At 69.6% G+C, this 17,284-nt stretch carries 20 protein-coding genes; 13 read left to right on the top strand and 7 right to left on the bottom strand.

Annotation, left to right across the window (positions count from 1 at the left end; translation table 11 throughout):
• The 11 genes from AC1RN0_RS15260 to AC1RN0_RS15210 form a co-directional block, all read left to right on the top strand.
• A partial coding sequence (locus tag AC1RN0_RS15260; RefSeq protein WP_492788308.1) for a flagellar hook-length control protein FliK occupies positions 1 to 868 on the top strand: 868 nt, incomplete at its 5' end.
• A gap of 9 nt (positions 869 to 877) precedes the next feature.
• Positions 878 to 1,555: a flagellar hook assembly protein FlgD gene (locus AC1RN0_RS15255; protein WP_492788307.1), complete on the top strand. Its 678-nt coding sequence runs from the start codon at positions 878 to 880 to the stop codon at positions 1,553 to 1,555.
• A 32-nt stretch (positions 1,556 to 1,587) separates the two neighbouring features.
• Positions 1,588 to 2,994 (top strand): flagellar hook-basal body complex protein, encoded by a 1,407-nt coding sequence (locus AC1RN0_RS15250; protein ID WP_492788306.1) that lies wholly within the window; start codon positions 1,588 to 1,590, stop codon positions 2,992 to 2,994.
• 165 nt (positions 2,995 to 3,159) lie between these two features.
• A complete protein-coding gene (gene sciP, locus AC1RN0_RS15245; RefSeq protein WP_492788305.1) occupies positions 3,160 to 3,441 on the top strand; it encodes a CtrA inhibitor SciP in 282 nt (93 codons plus the stop codon).
• A gap of 193 nt (positions 3,442 to 3,634) precedes the next feature.
• Positions 3,635 to 5,296, top strand: a complete 1,662-nt coding sequence (gene fliF, locus AC1RN0_RS15240) for a flagellar basal-body MS-ring/collar protein FliF (protein ID WP_492788304.1) — start codon at positions 3,635 to 3,637, stop codon at positions 5,294 to 5,296.
• Entirely contained in the window at positions 5,293 to 6,324 is a 1,032-nt protein-coding gene (fliG, locus tag AC1RN0_RS15235) for a flagellar motor switch protein FliG (protein ID WP_492788303.1), read from the top strand. The genes fliF and fliG overlap by 4 nt, the downstream gene beginning before the upstream one ends.
• The gene (locus tag AC1RN0_RS15230) at positions 6,324 to 6,983 is read left to right on the top strand and encodes a FliH/SctL family protein (protein ID WP_492788302.1); all 660 of its coding nucleotides are present in this window, start codon (positions 6,324 to 6,326) and stop codon (positions 6,981 to 6,983) included. The genes fliG and AC1RN0_RS15230 overlap by 1 nt, the downstream gene beginning before the upstream one ends.
• A complete protein-coding gene (gene fliN, locus AC1RN0_RS15225; RefSeq protein ID WP_492788301.1) occupies positions 6,976 to 7,317 on the top strand; it encodes a flagellar motor switch protein FliN in 342 nt (113 codons plus the stop codon). Before AC1RN0_RS15230 ends, fliN begins: the two co-directional genes overlap by 8 nt.
• Positions 7,318 to 7,346: 29 nt before the next feature.
• Positions 7,347 to 8,717, top strand: coding sequence for a sigma-54-dependent transcriptional regulator FlbD (gene flbD / locus AC1RN0_RS15220; RefSeq protein WP_492788300.1), 1,371 nt, complete (start codon positions 7,347 to 7,349; stop codon positions 8,715 to 8,717).
• 26 nt (positions 8,718 to 8,743) lie between these two features.
• Entirely contained in the window at positions 8,744 to 10,837 is a 2,094-nt protein-coding gene (flhA, locus tag AC1RN0_RS15215) for a flagellar biosynthesis protein FlhA (RefSeq protein ID WP_492788299.1), read from the top strand.
• 150 nt (positions 10,838 to 10,987) lie between these two features.
• Positions 10,988 to 11,326, top strand: a complete 339-nt coding sequence (locus AC1RN0_RS15210; RefSeq protein WP_492788298.1) for a hypothetical protein — start codon at positions 10,988 to 10,990, stop codon at positions 11,324 to 11,326.
• Positions 11,327 to 11,365: 39 nt separating this feature from the next.
• On the opposite strand, the gene AC1RN0_RS15205 is transcribed toward AC1RN0_RS15210, so the two are convergent.
• Entirely contained in the window at positions 11,366 to 12,181 is an 816-nt protein-coding gene (locus AC1RN0_RS15205) for a crotonase/enoyl-CoA hydratase family protein (protein WP_492788297.1), read from the bottom strand.
• A 142-nt stretch (positions 12,182 to 12,323) separates the two neighbouring features.
• Between AC1RN0_RS15205 and AC1RN0_RS15200 the strand changes: the two genes are divergently transcribed.
• Entirely contained in the window at positions 12,324 to 12,773 is a 450-nt protein-coding gene (locus AC1RN0_RS15200) for a hypothetical protein (protein WP_492788296.1), read from the top strand.
• Positions 12,774 to 12,898: 125 nt separating this feature from the next.
• A complete protein-coding gene (locus tag AC1RN0_RS15195) occupies positions 12,899 to 13,288 on the top strand; it encodes a DUF4282 domain-containing protein (protein ID WP_492788295.1) in 390 nt (129 codons plus the stop codon).
• Here AC1RN0_RS15195 and AC1RN0_RS15190 read toward each other — a convergent pair.
• The 6 genes from AC1RN0_RS15190 to AC1RN0_RS15165 form a co-directional block, all read right to left on the bottom strand.
• Positions 13,263 to 14,204, bottom strand: coding sequence for an endo-1,4-beta-xylanase (locus AC1RN0_RS15190; protein WP_492788315.1), 942 nt, complete (start codon positions 14,202 to 14,204; stop codon positions 13,263 to 13,265). The genes AC1RN0_RS15195 and AC1RN0_RS15190 overlap by 26 nt on opposite strands.
• 215 nt (positions 14,205 to 14,419) lie before the next feature.
• Positions 14,420 to 14,830 (bottom strand): flagellar export protein FliJ, encoded by a 411-nt coding sequence (locus tag AC1RN0_RS15185; RefSeq protein ID WP_492788294.1) that lies wholly within the window; start codon positions 14,828 to 14,830, stop codon positions 14,420 to 14,422.
• Positions 14,830 to 16,161, bottom strand: coding sequence for a flagellar protein export ATPase FliI (gene fliI, locus AC1RN0_RS15180; protein WP_492788293.1), 1,332 nt, complete (start codon positions 16,159 to 16,161; stop codon positions 14,830 to 14,832). Before fliI ends, AC1RN0_RS15185 begins: the two co-directional genes overlap by 1 nt.
• 80 nt (positions 16,162 to 16,241) lie before the next feature.
• Positions 16,242 to 16,643, bottom strand: coding sequence for a hypothetical protein (locus AC1RN0_RS15175; protein ID WP_492788292.1), 402 nt, complete (start codon positions 16,641 to 16,643; stop codon positions 16,242 to 16,244).
• A 46-nt stretch (positions 16,644 to 16,689) separates the two neighbouring features.
• Complete coding sequence (locus AC1RN0_RS15170) at positions 16,690 to 16,872, bottom strand: hypothetical protein (protein ID WP_492788291.1); 183 nt, start codon at positions 16,870 to 16,872, stop codon at positions 16,690 to 16,692.
• Positions 16,873 to 16,883: 11 nt separating this feature from the next.
• Positions 16,884 to 17,213, bottom strand: coding sequence for an ArsR/SmtB family transcription factor (locus AC1RN0_RS15165; protein ID WP_492788290.1), 330 nt, complete (start codon positions 17,211 to 17,213; stop codon positions 16,884 to 16,886).
• Positions 17,214 to 17,284 lie beyond the last annotated feature (71 nt).

The following is a 17,284-nucleotide window of genomic DNA, read 5'->3' as shown; positions in this document are numbered from 1 at the left end:
GGCCCGGGCCGCCGCGCCGCCCGCGCCCCCGGTCGCGTCCGCTTCCGAATCCGCCGCCGTCGTGGCCGCCGCCGCCGAGCCGGTCGACGTCCCCGCCCAGGCCGAGGCGCCCCGTCCGGCTCCGACCCTCGGCGACATCCGCCGCGCCGCCGTCGCCCGCGGTGATCGCCGCGCGGCGCCGCCCGTCGGCGCCTCGGCGCTCGCCCTGGCCGGCGGGACGCCGGTCGAGCAGGCGGCGCTGGCCGCCCTCGACACGACGACGACCGCTGACGCCGGGGATGCGACGCCGCCCGCCGAGCCCGAGGTCGTGGCCGCCGACGCCGCCGAGACGGCCGACGCGCAGCAACCGAACCTGCCCGGCGAGGCCCGCGCCGCCCAGGCCCAGACTTCCGTCGCCGGGATCAGCGTCGCCGCTCCGCGCGGCTCGCCGGAGACGGTGGCGAAGCTGGCCGCCGACATCATCCGCAAGCTGGACGGCCAGAGCACCCGTTTCGACCTCGAGCTGAACCCGCACGGGCTGGGCAAGGTCGACGTCGCCATCGAGATCGACCGGGCCGGCAGGCTGACCGCCGCCATGACCTTCGACACCGCCCAGTCGGCCGCCGACCTGCGCGGCCGCTCGGCCGAGCTGCGCCAGGCGCTCGAACAGGCCGGCTTCAGCGTGTCCGACGGCGGCCTGACCTTCGACACCGCGAGCCAGAATTCCGGCTTCGGCGGCCGTGACACGGCGCAGCAGCAACAGCAGGACCGCGCCTGGAACGGCCGGGCCTTCCAGCGCGCCCAGAGCGGCGCCGACGCGGCGGACCTCGCCGGCGTCTCCCCCAATCCCGCGAGCTGGACCCGGTCCGGCGTCGATATCCGGATCTAGGCCCAGACCATGACCAGCACCATCGACCCCACAGCCACCTCCGCCGGAGCGTCCGTCTCCGACAAGCTCAACAGCTCGCGCAGCCGGCTGGCCGACAGCGAACAGACCTTCCTGTCGCTGTTGACCACGCAGCTGAAGAACCAGGATCCGCTGTCGCCGCTCGATTCCAACCAGTTCACCGCGCAGATCGTGCAGATGACCGGGGTCGAGCAGCAGCTGATGACCAACGACCTGCTCAAGATGCTGGTCGGCATGAGCGACGGCGGCCTGTCCGGCTCGGTCAACCTGATCGGCAAGACGGTCACGGCGGCCACGGACCAGGCGACCATCACCGACGGCAAGGCCAGCTGGAACTACGACCTCGATCGCAACGCCTCGAGCGTGAAGTACGAGGTCGTCAACGCCCAGGGCACGACGGTCTGGAGCCGGACCGACGCCAGCGTCGCCGGCGGCGCCCACACGCTTGACTGGGACGGCGTCACCACCGCCGGCCAGCATCTGCCGGACGGCGGCCCCTACACCCTCAAGATCACCGCCACCGGCTCGGGCGGCGAAGCCATCAACGCCTCCAGCCACATCACCGGCGTCGCCACCGCGGTCCAGACCGTCAACGGCGAGACGGTCGTGTCCGTCGGCAAACTCAAGATCCCCGTGTCTTCGATCACCGGCGTGGCCTCCACCACGTGATCCAGGTCCGTCATCAGGAAGGATAACCTCCCATGAGTATCAACAGCGCCATGCTCGCCGGCGTGACCGGCCTGGTCTCGAACTCGTCCGCCCTCGCGGCGATTTCGGACAACATCGCGAACGTGAACACGGTCGGCTACAAGCGCAGCCAGGCCAACTTCCAGACGCTGGTGACCAACCGCGGCGCGAGCGCCTCGTACGCCGCGGGCGGCGTCACGGCCCAGACCCGCCGGTTCATCACCACCCAGGGGCTGCCCACCCAGACGACGTCGAGCACCGACCTGTCGATCTCGGGCCAGGGCTTCTTCACGGTGACCGAGAAGGCCGAGGGGCTGCAGGCGTCCGACGTCCGTTCGTTCACCCGCGCCGGCTCCTTCCAGCTCGACAGCCTGGGCTACCTGAAGAACGACGCCGGCCTGTATCTGCAGGGCTGGCTGGTCGACGATCTCGGCGCCATCACCCCCGACCCGTCGGACATCACCCGGCTGAAGTCGATCAACGTCTCCTCGGTCGGCGGCGCCGCCGAACAGACGACCCGCGCCACGGTCAACGCCAACCTGAAGTCCAGCCAGGCGCTGTCGGCCGACGTCGGCGTGTACAACGCCGCGACCAACTCGATGGCCATGTACGATCCGGACGCCGGCACGGGCGTGCGGCCTGACTTCTCGATCCAGGTGCCCGTCTCGGACTCCAAGGGCGGCAAGCGGACGGTCCAGGTCGACTTCCTCAAGAGCGCCAACCCCAACGAGTGGTACGCCGAGATCCGCGCGGTCCCGGCCAGCGACGTCGTGACCGGCGCCGGCCTGACCAACGGCCAGCTGGCCACCGGCAAGGTGGTGTTCACGCCGGACGGCCGCCTCGACACCGCCGCCACCACCCTGTTCCCCGACCCGAGCAACCCGGTCCTGTCGTTCGCCGCCTCGGCCGACGCGGCGCCAGCGGCCGGTGAGTTCAAGTGGGCGACGGGCCTCGGCGTCGGCGCCCAGGACATCCGCCTGGATCTCGGCGGCGCGGCCGGCGGCCTGACCCAGTTCGACAGCGAGTCGCTCGTGCAGTCGGTCGCCACCAACGGCACCGCCTTCGGCAACCTGACCAACATCGAGATCGACGAGCGCGGCTTTGTCACCGCCATCTTCGACAACGGCATCTCGCGCCAGATCGCCCAGGTCGCCATCGCCACCTTCCCGAACGCCGACGGCCTGACGCCGGTCAGTGGAAACGCTTACCGGGTCAGCCAGGAGAGCGGCACCTACAACTTCAAGACCCCGGGCGCGGGCGGCGCGGGCTTCATCTCGCCCTCGACGCTCGAAGCCTCGACGGTCGACCTCTCCAGTGAGTTCACCGGGCTGATCACCACGCAACGGGCCTACTCGGCGTCGTCGAAGATCATCACGACGGCGGATCAGATGTTGGAAGAGCTTCTGAACATCAAGAGATAATCTTGAAGTTTAGCTTGCTTTAATTTGGGTGTTTCAAGATGAAACACGGATGTTAACTTGGGGGCGATAGTGGTTACCTGCATTTTTACTATCGCGATTCATCCACCGTTATCGCCAGTGGCGTACGGTTCTCCTCAACAGTGATGGTGAGAGAGGCCTAGAGCCATGCTTCAACAACAGCGTGTTAATAACAGGGGCGAGAAGTACGTGATCGGTCCCACGGGTGCGCCGTTGACGCTGTCCGACCTGCCGCCCGCCAATACCGAGCGCTGGGTCATCCGGCGCAAGGCGGAGGTGGTCGCGGCGGTGCGCGGAGGTCTGCTCAGCCTTGATGAAGCCTGTGATCGCTACAGGCTCACCAACGAAGAGTTCCTGACCTGGCAGAAATCGATCGACCGGCACGGCCTCGCGGGGCTCCGGACGACCCGACTGCAACAGTATCGCTGAGCCGCTCCGCCCCCCAGCTTTCGGCTCGCGACAGGCGGCCGCGTTCCGAAAGGGGCGCGGCCGTCGCCCGTTTGGGGCGCGTGGGTCGGAACTTAAGGACCCGTTTACCACGCACCCGGTAATTCCTGCCTAGCGGCCCGGTCCTGTCGGCGCCGTTGGTCCAATGCGTAGGGGCGTCCGGGTGGAACAGTTCATGAGCGCCTTGCGCGGGTTCGGCTTCGGCCGGCTCGCGGCGCTGGCCGGGATCGGGGTCGGCATCGCCGCCGCCCTCGTGGCCCTGACGATGAACATCGGGACCGAGCCCAAGGCGCTGCTCTATTCGAACCTCGACCTCAAGGAGGCCTCGGCCGTCGTCCAGGCCCTGCAGGCCGCCAACATCAAGTACGAGGCCGAGGGTGACGGCTCGACCATCATGGTGCCCCGCGACCAGGTCGCCTCGGCCCGCCTGATGATCGCCAGCAAGGGCCTCGTGAGCTCGGGCTCCATCGGCTACGAGATCTTCGACCAGAGCTCGGCCCTCGGTCAGACCGACTTCGTCCAGCAGCTCAATCGCCAGCGGGCCCTCGAGGGCGAGCTGGCCCGCACCATCCGCGGTCTCGACGGCGTCACCTCCGTGCGGGTGCACCTCAACCTGCCCCGCCGCCAGCTGTTCGAGGAAGAGGCCGAGCCGCCCTCGGCCTCGGTGATGATCGGCATTGCCGGCCGCACCCCCGGCGACGAGCAGGTCCAGGCGGTCCAGAACCTGGTCGCCGGCGCCGTGCCGGGCCTGAAGGCCGAGCAGGTCTCGGTCATCGACCAGCACAACAAGGTCCTTTCCGTCGCCGGCGGCTCGTCGGTGGCCGGCAAGATGGCCGACGATCGCAAGTCCGAGGTCGAGCGCCGCATGGCCGCCCGCATCAAGGAGCTGGTCGAGGGCGTCGTCGGCCCGGGCCGCGCCCGCGTCGAGGTCACCGCCGACATCGACATGGCCCGGGTGACCGAACAGAAGGAAACCTTCGACCCCGACGGCCAGGTCGTCCGCTCCGAACAGACCGGCGAGGAGAACGCCACCGAGAACCAGCCCGACGGGGCCAACACGGTCTCGGCCACGGGCAACATTCCCGGCGCCGGCACGGGCGCGGGCTCCACCACCAATTCCTCGCGCACCGGCCGCACGGACTCCACGACCAACTACGAGATCAGCAAGACCGTCACGACCGAGGTCCGCGAGCCGGGCACGGTGAAGAAGATTTCGGTGGCCGTCGCGGTCGACGGAAACACCGCCGTCGGCAAGGACGGCAAGCTCGGCGCCTATACCCCGCGCACCGAGGCGGAGATGCAGCGGCTCGACGAACTGGTGAAGGCGGCGGTCGGCTTCGACGCCGAACGCGGCGACCAGGTGCGCGTGACCAACGTCAAGTTCGCCCGCGAGGCCATGGACGAGGGCGGCGCGACGGCCAAGGCCGGCTTGCTCAGCGGGTTCGACAAGAACGACGTCATGCGGGCCATCGAACTGGGCGTGCTGGCCATCCTCGGCATCCTGCTGATGCTGTTCGGCGTCCGCCCCCTGCTCAAGAGCCTGACCGGCGGCGGCGGCGCGGGCGGCACGCTGCCGGCCCTGTCGGGCGCGGCCGGCGGACAGTTCGCCACACGCCTGGTCTCGACCCCCGACGGCGGCACGATGCAGATCGCCGTCGACGCCAAGACCGGCGAGCCGCTGGCCCTGCCGGGCCCGGACATGGACCAGCGCATCGACATCGCGCGCATCGAGGGGCAGGTCCGCGCTTCCTCGGTCAAGCGCGTGGCGGACTTCGTCGACACCCATCCCGACGAGTCCGTCTCGATCCTTCGCTCCTGGCTGCATGAAACCGCATGAGTGTGAAAGGCAAATCCAAGGCGGTCACCGAGACGGCGCGCCTGAACGGCCCTGAAAAGGCGGCCATCGTCCTGCTGTCGCTGGGCGAGGACCACACCGCCATCTGGGAAGCGCTCGACGAGGAGGAGATCAAGGAGATCTCCCAGGCCATGGCCACCCTCGGCACGGTCTCGGCTTCGGTGGTCGAGGAGCTGCTGGTCGAGTTCGTCTCCGGCATGTCGTCCAGCGGCGCGATCATGGGCAGCTTCGAACAGACCCAGCGTCTGCTCGGCGCCTTCATGGCCCCGGAGAAGGTCGACTCCCTGATGGAGGAGATCCGCGGCCCGGCCGGTCGCACCATGTGGGACAAGCTGGGCAACGTGAACGAGGCGGTGCTCGCCAACTATCTGAAGAACGAATACCCGCAGACCGTCGCGGTCGTGCTGTCCAAGATCAAGGCCGAGCACGCTGCCCGGGTGCTGGGCGCCCTGCCGGAGGACTTCGCCCTGGAGTGCGTCCAGCGCATGCTGCGCATGGAGCCGGTGCAGCGCGAGATCCTCGACAAGATCGAGCAGACCCTGCGGACCGAATTCATGTCGAACCTGGCGCGCACCTCCAAGCGCGACAGCCACGAGATGATGGCCGACATCTTCAACAACTTTGATCGTCAGACCGAGGCGCGTTTCATCGCCGCCCTGGAGGAGCGCAACCGCGAGAGCGCCGAGCGCATCCGGGCCCTGATGTTCGTCTTCGAGGACCTCAACAAGCTCGACCCAGGCGGCGTGCAGACGCTGCTGCGCGCGGTCGAGAAGGACCAGCTCGGCCTGGCGCTCAAGGGCGCCTCGGACGCCCTGCGCGAGATGTTCTTCTCCAACATGTCCGAACGCGCCAGCAAGATCATGCGCGAGGACATGGAGAGCATGGGCCCGGTCCGCCTGCGCGACGTCGACCAGGCGCAGATGGCGATGGTCCAGGCCGCCAAGGACCTCGCCGCCAAGGGCGAGATCATGCTGGCCGGCGCCGGCGGCGATGATGAGCTGATCTACTGATGACCCATCCCGCTCACAAACCCTTCGCCTTCGACACCGTGTTCGACGATCTCGGCGCGGTGGCCTACCGGCCGCCGGTGCAGAAGCGCTCGTGGACCCCCGACGAGGTCGAGCAGATCCGCGCGGCCGCCTTCGCCGAGGGCGAACGGTCCGCCGTGGCCCGCGCCGAAGCCGAGGCCGCCGACGCCCTGGCCGACATCGCCCGCGCCGCGCGCTCGGCGATGACCACCCTGGCCGGGGTGGCGCACGCGCACCGCGTCGGCTCGGCCGAACTGGCCCTGGCCGCCGCACGGCGTATCGCCGACGCGGCCCTGACCCGCTTTCCCGACGCCCCGGTCTCGGCGGCGCTCGAGGCCCTGTCCCGGGAAGTCGAGGCCCAGCCGCGGCTGACCGTGCGCGTCGCCGCCGGGCTCGAGGCCCGCGTCCAGGCGTCGCTCGACGAAACCGCCGCCGCCATCGGGTTCCAGGGCCAGATCACGGCCCGCGCCGACACCGCCCTGCCGCTCGCCGCCTTCGTCCTCGACTGGGGCGACGGAAAGGCGGCCTTCGATCCGCTCGCCGCCGCCGACCGTGTCGCGGAGGCCCTCGACGCGGCCCTCGCCGCCGAGGGTCTGCACGCCGAACCCCTGATCCCCGCCAGCGAGGCCGACCATGGCTGAAGACACCAATCTCGCGCTTGACGAGTTCTCCGCCGACGAGGCCCTGGCCTCCGAAATGCACGTCGACGCGACCGACAAGACCGCCGCCGACCTGGCGCCGGTGTTCGACGTGCCGGTCAACATCTCGGCGGTGCTGGGGCGGGCCAACCTCTCGGTCGCCCAGCTGCTGCAGCTGGGCCAGGGCAGCGTCCTCGAGCTCGACCGCAAGGTCGGCGAGGCCATCGACATCTATGTGAACAACCGCCTGGTCGCCCGCGGCGAGGTCGTCGTCGTCGACGACCGCCTCGGCGTGACCATGACGGAAATCATCAAGGACGGCGACTCGGCCGCCTGATCGGCGACGGGACGTAAAGGAGAGTACCCATGCGACTTCTGGTCGTCGGACGTTTGAACGGGCAGCTGGCCCTCGCCGTGAAGATGGCGATGTCGGCGGGCGCCAAGGTGGCCCACGTGGAGACGGTGGAAGCCGCGACCCAGGCCCTGCGGGCCGGCCAGGGCGCCGACCTGCTGATGGTCGACTACGACCTGGACATCGCCGGACTGATCGCCGCCAACGAGGCCGAGCGCATCCGGGTGCCGGTCGTCGCCTGCGGCGTCGGCTCCGACGCCCGGAAAGCCGGCGACGCGATCCGCGCGGGAGCCAAGGAGTTCATTCCGCTGCCGGCGGAAGCCGACCTGATCGCCGCGGTGCTCGCGGCCATCGGCGACGACGCCCGGCCGATGATCGCCCGCGACCCGATCATGGAAGTGGTCATCAAGCTGGCTGACCAAATCGCCCCGTCCGACGCCTCGATCCTGATCACCGGCGAAAGCGGCGTCGGCAAGGAGGTGATGGCCCGCTACGTCCACACCAAGTCGCGCCGGGCCAACAAGCCGTTCATCAGCGTCAACTGCGCCGCCATTCCCGAAAACCTGCTCGAAAGCGAACTGTTCGGCCACGAGAAGGGCGCGTTTACCGGCGCCGTGGCCCGCCGCATCGGCAAGTTCGAGGAAGCCAGCGGCGGCACGCTGCTGCTCGACGAAATCAGCGAGATGGACGGCCGGCTGCAGGCCAAGCTGCTGCGCGCCCTGCAGGAGCGCGAGATCGACCGCGTCGGCGGCGGCAAGCCGGTCAAGGTGGACATCCGCGTCATCGCCACCTCCAACCGCGACCTGGCCCAGGCCGTGCGCGAAGGGACGTTCCGCGAAGACCTTCTCTACCGCCTCAATGTCGTGAACCTCCGCCTGCCGCCGCTGCGCGAGCGGCCCGGCGACATCGTCGCCCTGTCGGATCACTTCGTGAAGAAGTACGCCGCGGCCAACGGCATCCCCGAGCGGCCGCTGTCGGCCGAGGCCCGCCGCCGCCTGGTCGGCCATCGCTGGCCGGGCAACGTGCGGGAACTGGAAAACGCCATGCACCGCGCGGTGCTGCTGTCGACCGGCCCGGAGATCGAGGAGTTCGCCGTCCGCCTGCCCGACGGCCAGCCGATGTCGCCCGCGCCCGACGTGGCGGTCGCCCGCACGGCCTCGATGGCCGCCGACGCGATCAGCCGCGCCTTCGTCGGCCAGACGGTCGCCCAGGTCGAGCAGCAGCTGATCCTCGACACCCTCGGCCACTGCCTCGGCAACCGCACCCATGCGGCCAACATCCTCGGCATCTCGATCCGCACCCTGCGCAACAAGCTGAAGGAGTATTCCGAGGCCGGCGTGACGGTCCCGGCGCCCCAGGCCGGCCTGGGAGCGCACGCGGCCTAGGGCGTCAGCCCTAGGTCCGACCCAGCATGGCGGACATCGGACTTTCAGGACTGGCAGCTTCCAAGCCCTCGGCGGGACGCCTCTGGGGCTGGCTGGTGCGCGGCGAGGTCGGCCTGGCGGTCGGCGTCATCGGCATCATCATCCTGCTGATCCTGCCGATCCCGGCGTTCATGCTGGACATCCTGCTGTCGCTGTCGATCACCAGCGCCGTGCTGATCCTGATGACGGCTCTGCTGATCAAAAAGCCCCTGGAATTCACCGCCTTCCCGACGGTGCTGCTGGTCACGACCCTGTTCCGGCTGGGCCTCAACCTCGCCTCGACGCGCCTGATCCTGAGCCACGGACACGAGGGCGCCCACGGCGCCGGCCAGATCATCAAGGCCTTCGGCGAGCTGATGATGGGCGGCAACTACATCATCGGGGTGATCGTCTTCGCCATCCTGGTGATCGTGAACTTCGTCGTCGTCACCAAGGGTTCGGGCCGCATCGCCGAAGTCGCGGCCCGTTTCACCCTCGACTCCATGCCCGGCAAGCAGATGGCCATCGACGCCGATCTGTCCTCCGGCCTGATCGACCAGGACGAGGCCAAGAAGCGCCGCAAGGAGCTGGAATCCGAGTCGACCTTCTTCGGGGCCATGGACGGCGCCAGCAAGTTCGTCCGCGGCGACGCGGTCGCCGGCCTGATCATCGTCGCCATCAACATCGTCGGCGGCTTCCTGATCGGGGTCATCCAGCACCACATCCCGGCCGGCCAGGCGGCGACCACCTACACCCTGATGACCATCGGCGACGGCCTCGTCAGCCAGGTGCCGGCGCTGGTCATCTCGATCGCCGCGGGCTTCCTGGTGTCCAAGGCCGGCGTCGAGGGCTCGGCCAACGCCGCCCTGGTCACCCAGCTGGCGATGAACCCGATCAGCCTGGGCATGGTCTCGGCCTCGGCCGGCATCATCGCCCTGATCCCGGCGATGCCGAAGATCCCGTTCCTGATCCTCGCCCTCGGCGCCGGCTTCCTCGCCTATCGCCGGACGCTCAAGGCGAACGAACCGGAAATCGTCATCGAACAGGCCGCGCCCGTCGAACAGGAAGAGGAGCCGATCTCCAATTCGCTGGCCATCGACGATGTGAAGATCGAGCTCGGCTACGGCCTGCTGGCGCTGATCAACGACCTCGACGGCCGCAAGCTGACCGACCAGATCCGCGCCCTGCGCAAGACGCTGGCGGCCGACTACGGCTTCGTCATGCCGCCCGTGCGGATCCTCGACAACATGCGCCTGCCCACCCAGGGCTACGCCATCCGCATCAAGGAGATGGAGTGCGGCGCGGGCGAGGTGCGCATCGGCTCGCTGATGGCCATGGATCCGCGCGGCGGCCAGGTCGAGCTGCCCGGCGATCACGTGCGCGAGCCGGCCTTCGGCCTGCCGGCCACCTGGATCGACGAGACCCTCAAGGAAGAGGCGACCTTCCGCGGCTACACCATCGTCGACCCGGCCACGGTGCTGACCACCCACCTGACCGAGATTCTCAAGGACAACATGTCCGACCTGCTGTCGTTCGCCGAGGTGCAGAAGCTGCTCAAGGACCTCGGGCCGGAGCAGAAGAAGCTGGCCGACGACGTGGTCCCGGCCATCGTCACCGGCACCAGCCTGCAGCGCGTGCTGCAGGCGCTGCTGCGCGAGCGCGTCTCGATCCGCGACCTGCCGACCATTCTCGAAGGCGTCGCCGAGGCCGCGCCGCACACCGCCTCGATCACCCAGCTGGTGGAGGCCGTGCGCTCACGCCTCGGCCGCCAGCTGTGCTGGGCCAACCGCGGCGACGACGGCGCCCTGCCGATCGTCACCCTGTCGCCGGACTGGGAAGTCGCCTTCAGCGAGGCGCTCGTGGGCCAGGGCGAGGACAAGCAGCTGGCCATGGCCCCGAGCAAGCTGCAGGAGTTCATCCGCGGCGTCCGCGAGGCCTTCGAGCGCGCGGCGCTGGCCGGCGACAGCCCCGTGCTTCTGACCAGCCCGCAGATCCGCCCGTTCGTCCGTTCGATCATCGAGCGCTTCCGCGGCCAGACCGTGGTGATGAGCCAGAACGAGGTCCATCCGCGGGCCAAGCTGAAGACGGTCGGGCAGGTGTAGGGAGGGCGCAGGGCGCAGGGCGTTGGGCGTGGTTCGACTTTGCCCGCCGACGATGCCGCGCCTCCCGTTTGCTACTCCCTACTCCCTACTCCCTACTCCCCAAACGCCGATATCCGGGCCATCCTCCCTCCACAAAGGGGAGGACACCACATGAACCGCAAGGCGCTTATCAACGCGACCGTCGTCGGCACGGTGCTGCAACTCATCATGGTTCTGGCCGGACACTGGGTCCCGGCCGTGGCCAATCTGTTCGCCATCGTTGGCATTCTGATCTCGCTGGTCGCCGGTCTGCTCTACGCCCGGGCGGCGAAGGGCTCCTGGAGCGACAGCACGCTCGGCGGCGTCATCGCAGGGGCGCTCTGCGCCCTGCTGGGCATCGCGGTATCCTGCCTGCTGGGCGACGTTCCGCCGGCCATCCTGGCGATCGGCACGCTCAGCTCGGCCGCCGGCGGCGCGATCGGCGGCGCGATCGGGAAGCTGCTGAAGTAGCCGGAGGGACGGACACCCTTCGGTGTCCGTCCCGACCGGTCACGCCTCCGCGAACACCGCCGCGCGCTTCTGCATCGTCGCCATGACCGCCTCGATCTGGTTCGGCGAGCCGATCAGGGCGCCCTGTTCCTTCGACTCGGCGAGCAGCACGGCGTGCTGGTCGGCGCCGGAGGCGGCCAGGTCGATCAGCCGCTTGTCGCCGCGGATGGCGTGCGGGTTCTTGCCGGCGATCTCATGAGCCAGGGCCAGGGCCTCGGCGCGCGGATCGGCGCAGACGCGGGTGGCGAAGCCGTAGCCGACGGCTTCCTCGCCGCTGAACTGGCGGCCCGAATAGGTCAGCTCGCGAATGACGTCGTCGCGGGCCAGATGGCGCATCAGCACCAGCCCGGCCATGTCGGGCACCAGGCCCCACTTGATCTCCATGATCGACATCTTCGCGTCGGCGGTGACGTAGCGAATGTCGGCGCCGAGGGCGACCTGGAAGCCGCCGCCGAAGGCCACGCCGTGGATGGCGGCGATCACCGGCACCGGGACCTCGCGCCAGACCATGGCCGCCTGCTGGGCGCGGTTGGCGCCGCCGGGCGTGCGGCTGGTGTTGACCAGGCCGTCGCCGCCCTTGCGCTCGCCCGAGGCCATCTTGCCGAAGTTGCCCATGTCCAGCCCGGCGCAGAAGGCGCGGCCGTCGCCCGACAGCACCACGGCGCGGACGCCGGCCTCGGTCTTGAGCCGCTCGCCGGTGGAGACGAGCGCGTCGAACATGGCGTCGTCCAGGGCGTTCATCTTGTCGGTGCGGATGAGCCGCACGTCGGCCACGCCGCCCTCGATGGTCACGGAAATCCGGTCCTGCGTGCTCATGGCGAGCGTCTCCCTGTCTGGTTTTGCGTGACCGTATCGGGCGCGCGGCGCTCCCCGCAAGCCGTCACCCGACGGAACCCGGGGCGCTGTCAGGCGGTTATTGCAGCCTGAGGGGGCGGGGAAAGTCACGGAGTTTGACCTCATGCCCTACAAGACCGTCCTGTCCGGCCTCGGCGCCATCGGCGCGCTGGTGATCGCCGGAACCGCCCAGGCCCAGACTGTCGACCTCGCCGGCAAGGCCGCCGTAACACCGCCGGCCGCGCCCGCCATGCCCGCCACGCCCGCCCTTCCGGCGATGCCGCCGAAGGCCGCCATGCCGCCGGCCGCCACGACCGCCGGCGCGGACGTCAGCGCGACCGCCAACGCCGCCGCCAGCTTCCCGATCGGCACGGTCGTGCGCGATTCGGCCGGCGTCCAGATCGGGACCGTCATGGACCCGAAGGAGGGCATGGCCACGGAAGGCCGCGTCGCCATCCGCACCGGCAGCGGCTTCATCACGGTGCCGGCCGCCAGCCTGCGGCTGGACGGCGGCGTGGCCGTCAGCAGCCAGACGGCCGCCGACGTCGGGGCCGGCGCGAAGCCTCCGCAGTAGCGCACACGACCGGGTCCTGACGGATTCGCGTCGTCGGGACCCTTCGTCGCCATTGCCCCGCGCCCCGCGCGCCGATAGAGATGCGGCCGTGAGGGCGGCGCCAGGGCCGCCGGGGAAGCTTGCGCATGGCTCCGGCCAGACCGAAGAAGAGACAAGGCTCCACCAGCACCCTGCTCTGGGATCTGCTGACCTTTGACCGCCTGATGACGGGCCCGGTGATCCATCTGATCTACTGGGCGGGCCTCGGCGTGATCATCATCGGCATCTTCGGCGCCATCGGCGCCGCTGTCGGCGTGGCGCTGCAGGACACCAACATCATCGGCAAGCTGCTGGCCCTGCCGGTGGCCATCGCCGGCGTGCTCGTCGGCCTGGCGCTCAGCCTGCTGTGGCGTTCGTTCTGCGAGTTCTACGTGGCCATTTTCCGCATCGCCGACGACCTGCGCGCCCTGCGCCACGCCAGCGACGCCGACCACGTGCTGAAAAAGCCGGTCAGCCCGCCGACCCTGGACGTCTGAGCGCGTTCACCACCGCGCTGAACGCCGGCTTGGGCCGTCCCGCGTCATCGAACAGCAGCGGTCTGTCCGACGCATTTTCCCGCTTCAGCCAGCTGTCCCGGTCGCGCAGGCCCCAGACGGTGAAGGCGAACTGCTGCCGCTCGGGCAGGGCGGCGTAGGCCTCCACGGCCTCGGCGTACAGGCGCGCCTGCCGCTGCTCGGCCTCGGGCCGTGACGCCAGCATTCCGCCCTGGACCACCGACACATCCATCTCCGACAGGTGGATCGGCAGCCCGAAGCCGGCCAGCTGCTTCAGCGTGGCGGTGATCGCGCCGGACGGCAGCTCCGACCAGCAATGCGTCTGGCAGCCGATGCCGCCGAGCGGCACGCCGTCCTTCAGCAGCTGCTCGATCAGCCGCAGGTAGGCGCGCAGCTTCGCCGGCCGGCTTTCCAGGTGGTAGTCATTGACGAACAGCACCGCCGCCGGATCGGCGGCCCGGGCGGCCTCGAACGCCACCCTGAAGTGGCCGGTCTGGCCGAGCCTGCGGGTCCACAGGCTCTCCCGCAGGCCCTCGCCGTTCTCCATCACCGGCTCGTTGACCACGTCCCAGCCCGTGGCGATGCCGCGATAGCGGCTGACCATGGCGGTGACGTAGTTGCGCAGGGCCGCCTCGAACGACTGCCGCGACTCATCGAGCCGCAGAAAGCCTTCGGGCTCGTTGGCGTACCAGACCAGGGTATGGCCGAAGAGCTTCAGGCCGCGCCGCTGGGCGAAGCCGGCGATGGCGTCGGCGCGGTCGAAGCGAAACGCGCCGTCCGGCTGGACGACGTATTCCATCTTCATCTCCCACTCGGCGGTGATCTGGGAGAAGTGCCGGGCGACGAGGTCGCCGTAGGCCGGATCGGTCAGTTCGGCCGCCCGCACGGCCGTGCCGATGCGAAACGGGGCCAGCGACTTGAGGGGCGGCTCAGGAACCGGCTGCGCTGTCGCCGGTTCGCGGCCACAGGCGGCGAGGGCCAGGCCGGACGCGAGGACCAGGCGGCGGGAGAGGGGGGCGAGCGCAGGGGCATGCGCAGGGGACAGTTTAACCTGTCCCTTGGGACAGGTTAAACTGTCCCCGCTTCCGCCTTCCCCGCTTTCGCGCGGCCGTCTCACCGCCCGACGGCTCTGCGCAGCCCCAGTTCGTCGAGGGCGGCGGTTTCGCGGCGGCCGGCTTCCTTGCGGGCGGCCTGGCGCGTGGCTTCGGCGACGTGTTCGTACTTCTTCAGCGCCTCGAAGGCTTCGCTCAGCGCGTCGCGGGCGCCGGCCTCTTCAAGGGCGATCGTGTCCAGCGCGGCCTGGGCGGCGGCTTTTCGCTGCCTGAGCCCCTCGCGGAAGCCGGCCATGTACCAGCCGGCCTCGGCGTCGGCGCGGGCGTTCTGCAGTTCGGACTCGCCCTCGGCTTCCAGCACCGCCAGCCGCATCTCGACGGCCGTGCGCCGGTCGACGATCTCGGCCAGCCGCTTCTGCAGGCTCTCGACCTCGAAGGTCGAGATGCGGATCAGGGAGCCCATGGCCTTCATCAGGCGCTACCGAGAATCTGGTCGAGGCCGGCGAAGGCGTCGTCGAGGCTGGTGACCTCGTCCTTGTCCTGGCTCAGGAAGGCCTCGAGATCGGGGTTCAGGGCGATGGCCCGGTCGACCTGGGCGTCGGCGCCGGGACGATAGGCGCCGATGCGGATCAGCTCCTCCATGTTCGCCCACGCCGCCAGCGTCTGGCGGGCGTTGGAGACGATCTGGCGTTCGTGGGGCAACTGGCAGCCGGGCATGGTCCGACTTATGGACTTGAGGACGTTAATGGCGGGGAAGCGTCCGCGCTCGGCGATCGCCCTTTCCATCACGATATGGCCATCGAGAATGCCGCGCACGGCGTCGGCGATCGGCTCGTTGTGGTCGTCCCCGTCCACCAGCACGGTGAACAGGCCGGTGATCGGGCCCGCCGTCGAGCCGTCCGGCCGGATCGGACCGGGTCCGGCCCGCTCCAGCAGCTTGGGCAGCTCGGTGAACACGGTGGGCGTATAGCCCTTGGTCGTCGGCGGCTCGCCGGCGGCCAGGCCGATCTCGCGCTGGGCCATGGCGAAGCGGGTCACCGAGTCCATCAGGCACAGCACTTCCAGGTCCTGGTCGCGCATCGCCTCGGCCACGGCCAGGGTCATGTAGGCGGCCTGCCGCCGCTTGAGCGCCGGCTCGTCGGAAGTGGCCACGACGACGACGGCGCGCTTGAGTCCCTCCTCGCCGAGCGTCTCCTCGATGAACTCGCGCACCTCGCGGCCCCGTTCGCCGATCAGCCCGACCACGACCGCGTCGCAGTCGGCCTGGCGAGCCAGCATCGACAGCAGCACCGACTTGCCGACACCCGAGCCGGCGAAGATGCCCAGGCGCTGGCCGCGGCAGGTGGTGGTGAAGACGTTCATCGACCGTACGCCGAGGTCCAGCCGCTCGCCGACCCGGCCGCGGGCATGGGCCGGCGGCGGCGGCGCGCGCAGGCTGTAGGGCGACGCGCCCTGCGGCAGGGGACCCTTGCCGTCGATGGGGTTGCCGAAGGCGTCGATGATCCGGCCGAGCCAGGCCTTGTGCGGACGGACCATGCCGCCGTCCGGCTGGATGCGGATCTCGGCTCCGGGCGCGATGCCCTCGACGGGCCCGAACGGCATCAGCAGGGCGCGGGTCTCGCGGAAGCCGACCACCTCGGCGGCGAGGGAGGGCGCGTTGCGGCGCTCGATCTCGGCCCGGGCCCCGACGGCCAGATGGGTCAGCCCGCCGCGCGCCTCGATCAGCAGCCCGTTCACCGCCGCCACGCGGCAGGAGACGGACAGCGGCTCGATACGCTCGACGGCGGCGATCAGACTGCGCAACGCGATGGCCCCGGATAACCCAGCGGCCATCATGGCAAGGTTGCTTTAACCATAAATGAAAGGTGCGTGTCCCCGGTCCGCTACCGCCACCGATCGCCCGGCGCCGCGACGTAGGTCTGCCACACGTACCGCCACGGGATGACGATCGGGAAGATCACCCCCATGCCGCAGGCCAGCAGGGTCTCGGCCGTGCCGGCGCTCATCCCGCCGGCCCGCCAGGCGGGGATGCCGACGAGCGCCAGCCACAGGCCCTTCCAGATCATCTCGAACATCAGCAGCGGGAGCATCTTCAGCGGATGGCGCAGGCCGAGCAGCGCCAGCAGCGAGACGGCCGCCAGCACGCACTGGACCACGCCGTACATCAGCGGCCAGGGCGTCTCGTGGTGGAAGATGCCCGGCCAGATGGTCAGGCCGAGCCCGACCGACATCAGCAGATAGGCCGCCCTGAGGGCATAGAGGCGCAACAGCGGGACCTGGGTCATGCCGGGATTTCCTTGCAGAGATGGGAGAGGGAGTGGGGGCGGGCGGTTAGCCGACGTCCCTGAGGATCTTCTCGATCGCGGCGAGGCGCGTCTCGATGGCGGCGAGGGCGGCGTCACTGACCAGCCGGGCTTTCGCCTGCTGGACCTGGGCGTAGTAGCGCATGCCGAAGATCGCCAGCAAGGTTACGAGCGGCAGGCAGATGGTCGTCAGGTAGAGGGTGGCGGACATGGGCTTGGCCTTTACGTGTCGAGCTTGCTTGAGAGGGTGCGCGCCGCGTCGCCGATGGCGTCGGGCGTGAGGTGAAGGGCGAAATCGGCGACCTCGAAGTAGTTGAGCGCCTTGCCGTCGGCGGACAGTTCCAGCTGGCTGGTCACCAGACCGGCGTCCTCGAGTTTCTGCAGATGCAGGTGCAGCAGCGGGCGGCTGATGCCGAGCTCCCGCGCCAGCGCGCTGATGTAGTTGCGGCCGCCGTCCCGCAGGGCCGCGATGATCCGCAGCCGATGCGGACTGGCCAGCGCCGCCAGCATGGCCAGCAGCTGATCTCCCGTCGGTGGCGCGTTCGATTTCATGTGTCAGAAATATCTGACGCATGTCAGGGAGTCAAGCGCCGGGGACATGTACCGCCGGTACGTGTCGCCAG

The sequence above is a fragment of the Caulobacter sp. GW821-FHT12F03 genome (genome assembly GCF_058806855.1).
The sequence above is the reverse complement of the archived record's forward strand: the minus strand, read 5'-3'. Positions and strand labels throughout refer to the sequence as shown.

Excerpts from the sequence above, each read along its gene's own strand:
- AC1RN0_RS15205 (WP_492788297.1), bottom strand. The coding sequence starts at position 12,181 with ATGAGCACGCAGGACCGGATTTCCGTGACCATCGAGGGCGGCGTGGCC.
- AC1RN0_RS15170 (WP_492788291.1), bottom strand. The coding sequence starts at position 16,872 with ATGTCCGCCACCCTCTACCTGACGACCATCTGCCTGCCGCTCGTAACC.
- AC1RN0_RS15165 (WP_492788290.1), bottom strand. The coding sequence starts at position 17,213 with ATGAAATCGAACGCGCCACCGACGGGAGATCAGCTGCTGGCCATGCTG.
- AC1RN0_RS15200 (WP_492788296.1), top strand. The coding sequence starts at position 12,324 with ATGCCCTACAAGACCGTCCTGTCCGGCCTCGGCGCCATCGGCGCGCTG.
- AC1RN0_RS15230 (WP_492788302.1), top strand. The coding sequence starts at position 6,324 with ATGACCCATCCCGCTCACAAACCCTTCGCCTTCGACACCGTGTTCGAC.
- AC1RN0_RS15210 (WP_492788298.1), top strand. The coding sequence starts at position 10,988 with ATGAACCGCAAGGCGCTTATCAACGCGACCGTCGTCGGCACGGTGCTG.
- flhA (WP_492788299.1), top strand. The coding sequence starts at position 8,744 with ATGGCGGACATCGGACTTTCAGGACTGGCAGCTTCCAAGCCCTCGGCG.
- fliG (WP_492788303.1), top strand. The coding sequence starts at position 5,293 with ATGAGTGTGAAAGGCAAATCCAAGGCGGTCACCGAGACGGCGCGCCTG.
- AC1RN0_RS15195 (WP_492788295.1), top strand. The coding sequence starts at position 12,899 with ATGGCTCCGGCCAGACCGAAGAAGAGACAAGGCTCCACCAGCACCCTG.
- fliN (WP_492788301.1), top strand. The coding sequence starts at position 6,976 with ATGGCTGAAGACACCAATCTCGCGCTTGACGAGTTCTCCGCCGACGAG.
- flbD (WP_492788300.1), top strand. The coding sequence starts at position 7,347 with ATGCGACTTCTGGTCGTCGGACGTTTGAACGGGCAGCTGGCCCTCGCC.
- AC1RN0_RS15255 (WP_492788307.1), top strand. The coding sequence starts at position 878 with ATGACCAGCACCATCGACCCCACAGCCACCTCCGCCGGAGCGTCCGTC.
- AC1RN0_RS15185 (WP_492788294.1), bottom strand. The coding sequence starts at position 14,830 with ATGAAGGCCATGGGCTCCCTGATCCGCATCTCGACCTTCGAGGTCGAG.
- AC1RN0_RS15250 (WP_492788306.1), top strand. The coding sequence starts at position 1,588 with ATGAGTATCAACAGCGCCATGCTCGCCGGCGTGACCGGCCTGGTCTCG.
- AC1RN0_RS15175 (WP_492788292.1), bottom strand. The coding sequence starts at position 16,643 with ATGACCCAGGTCCCGCTGTTGCGCCTCTATGCCCTCAGGGCGGCCTAT.
- fliF (WP_492788304.1), top strand. The coding sequence starts at position 3,635 with ATGAGCGCCTTGCGCGGGTTCGGCTTCGGCCGGCTCGCGGCGCTGGCC.
- sciP (WP_492788305.1), top strand. The coding sequence starts at position 3,160 with ATGCTTCAACAACAGCGTGTTAATAACAGGGGCGAGAAGTACGTGATC.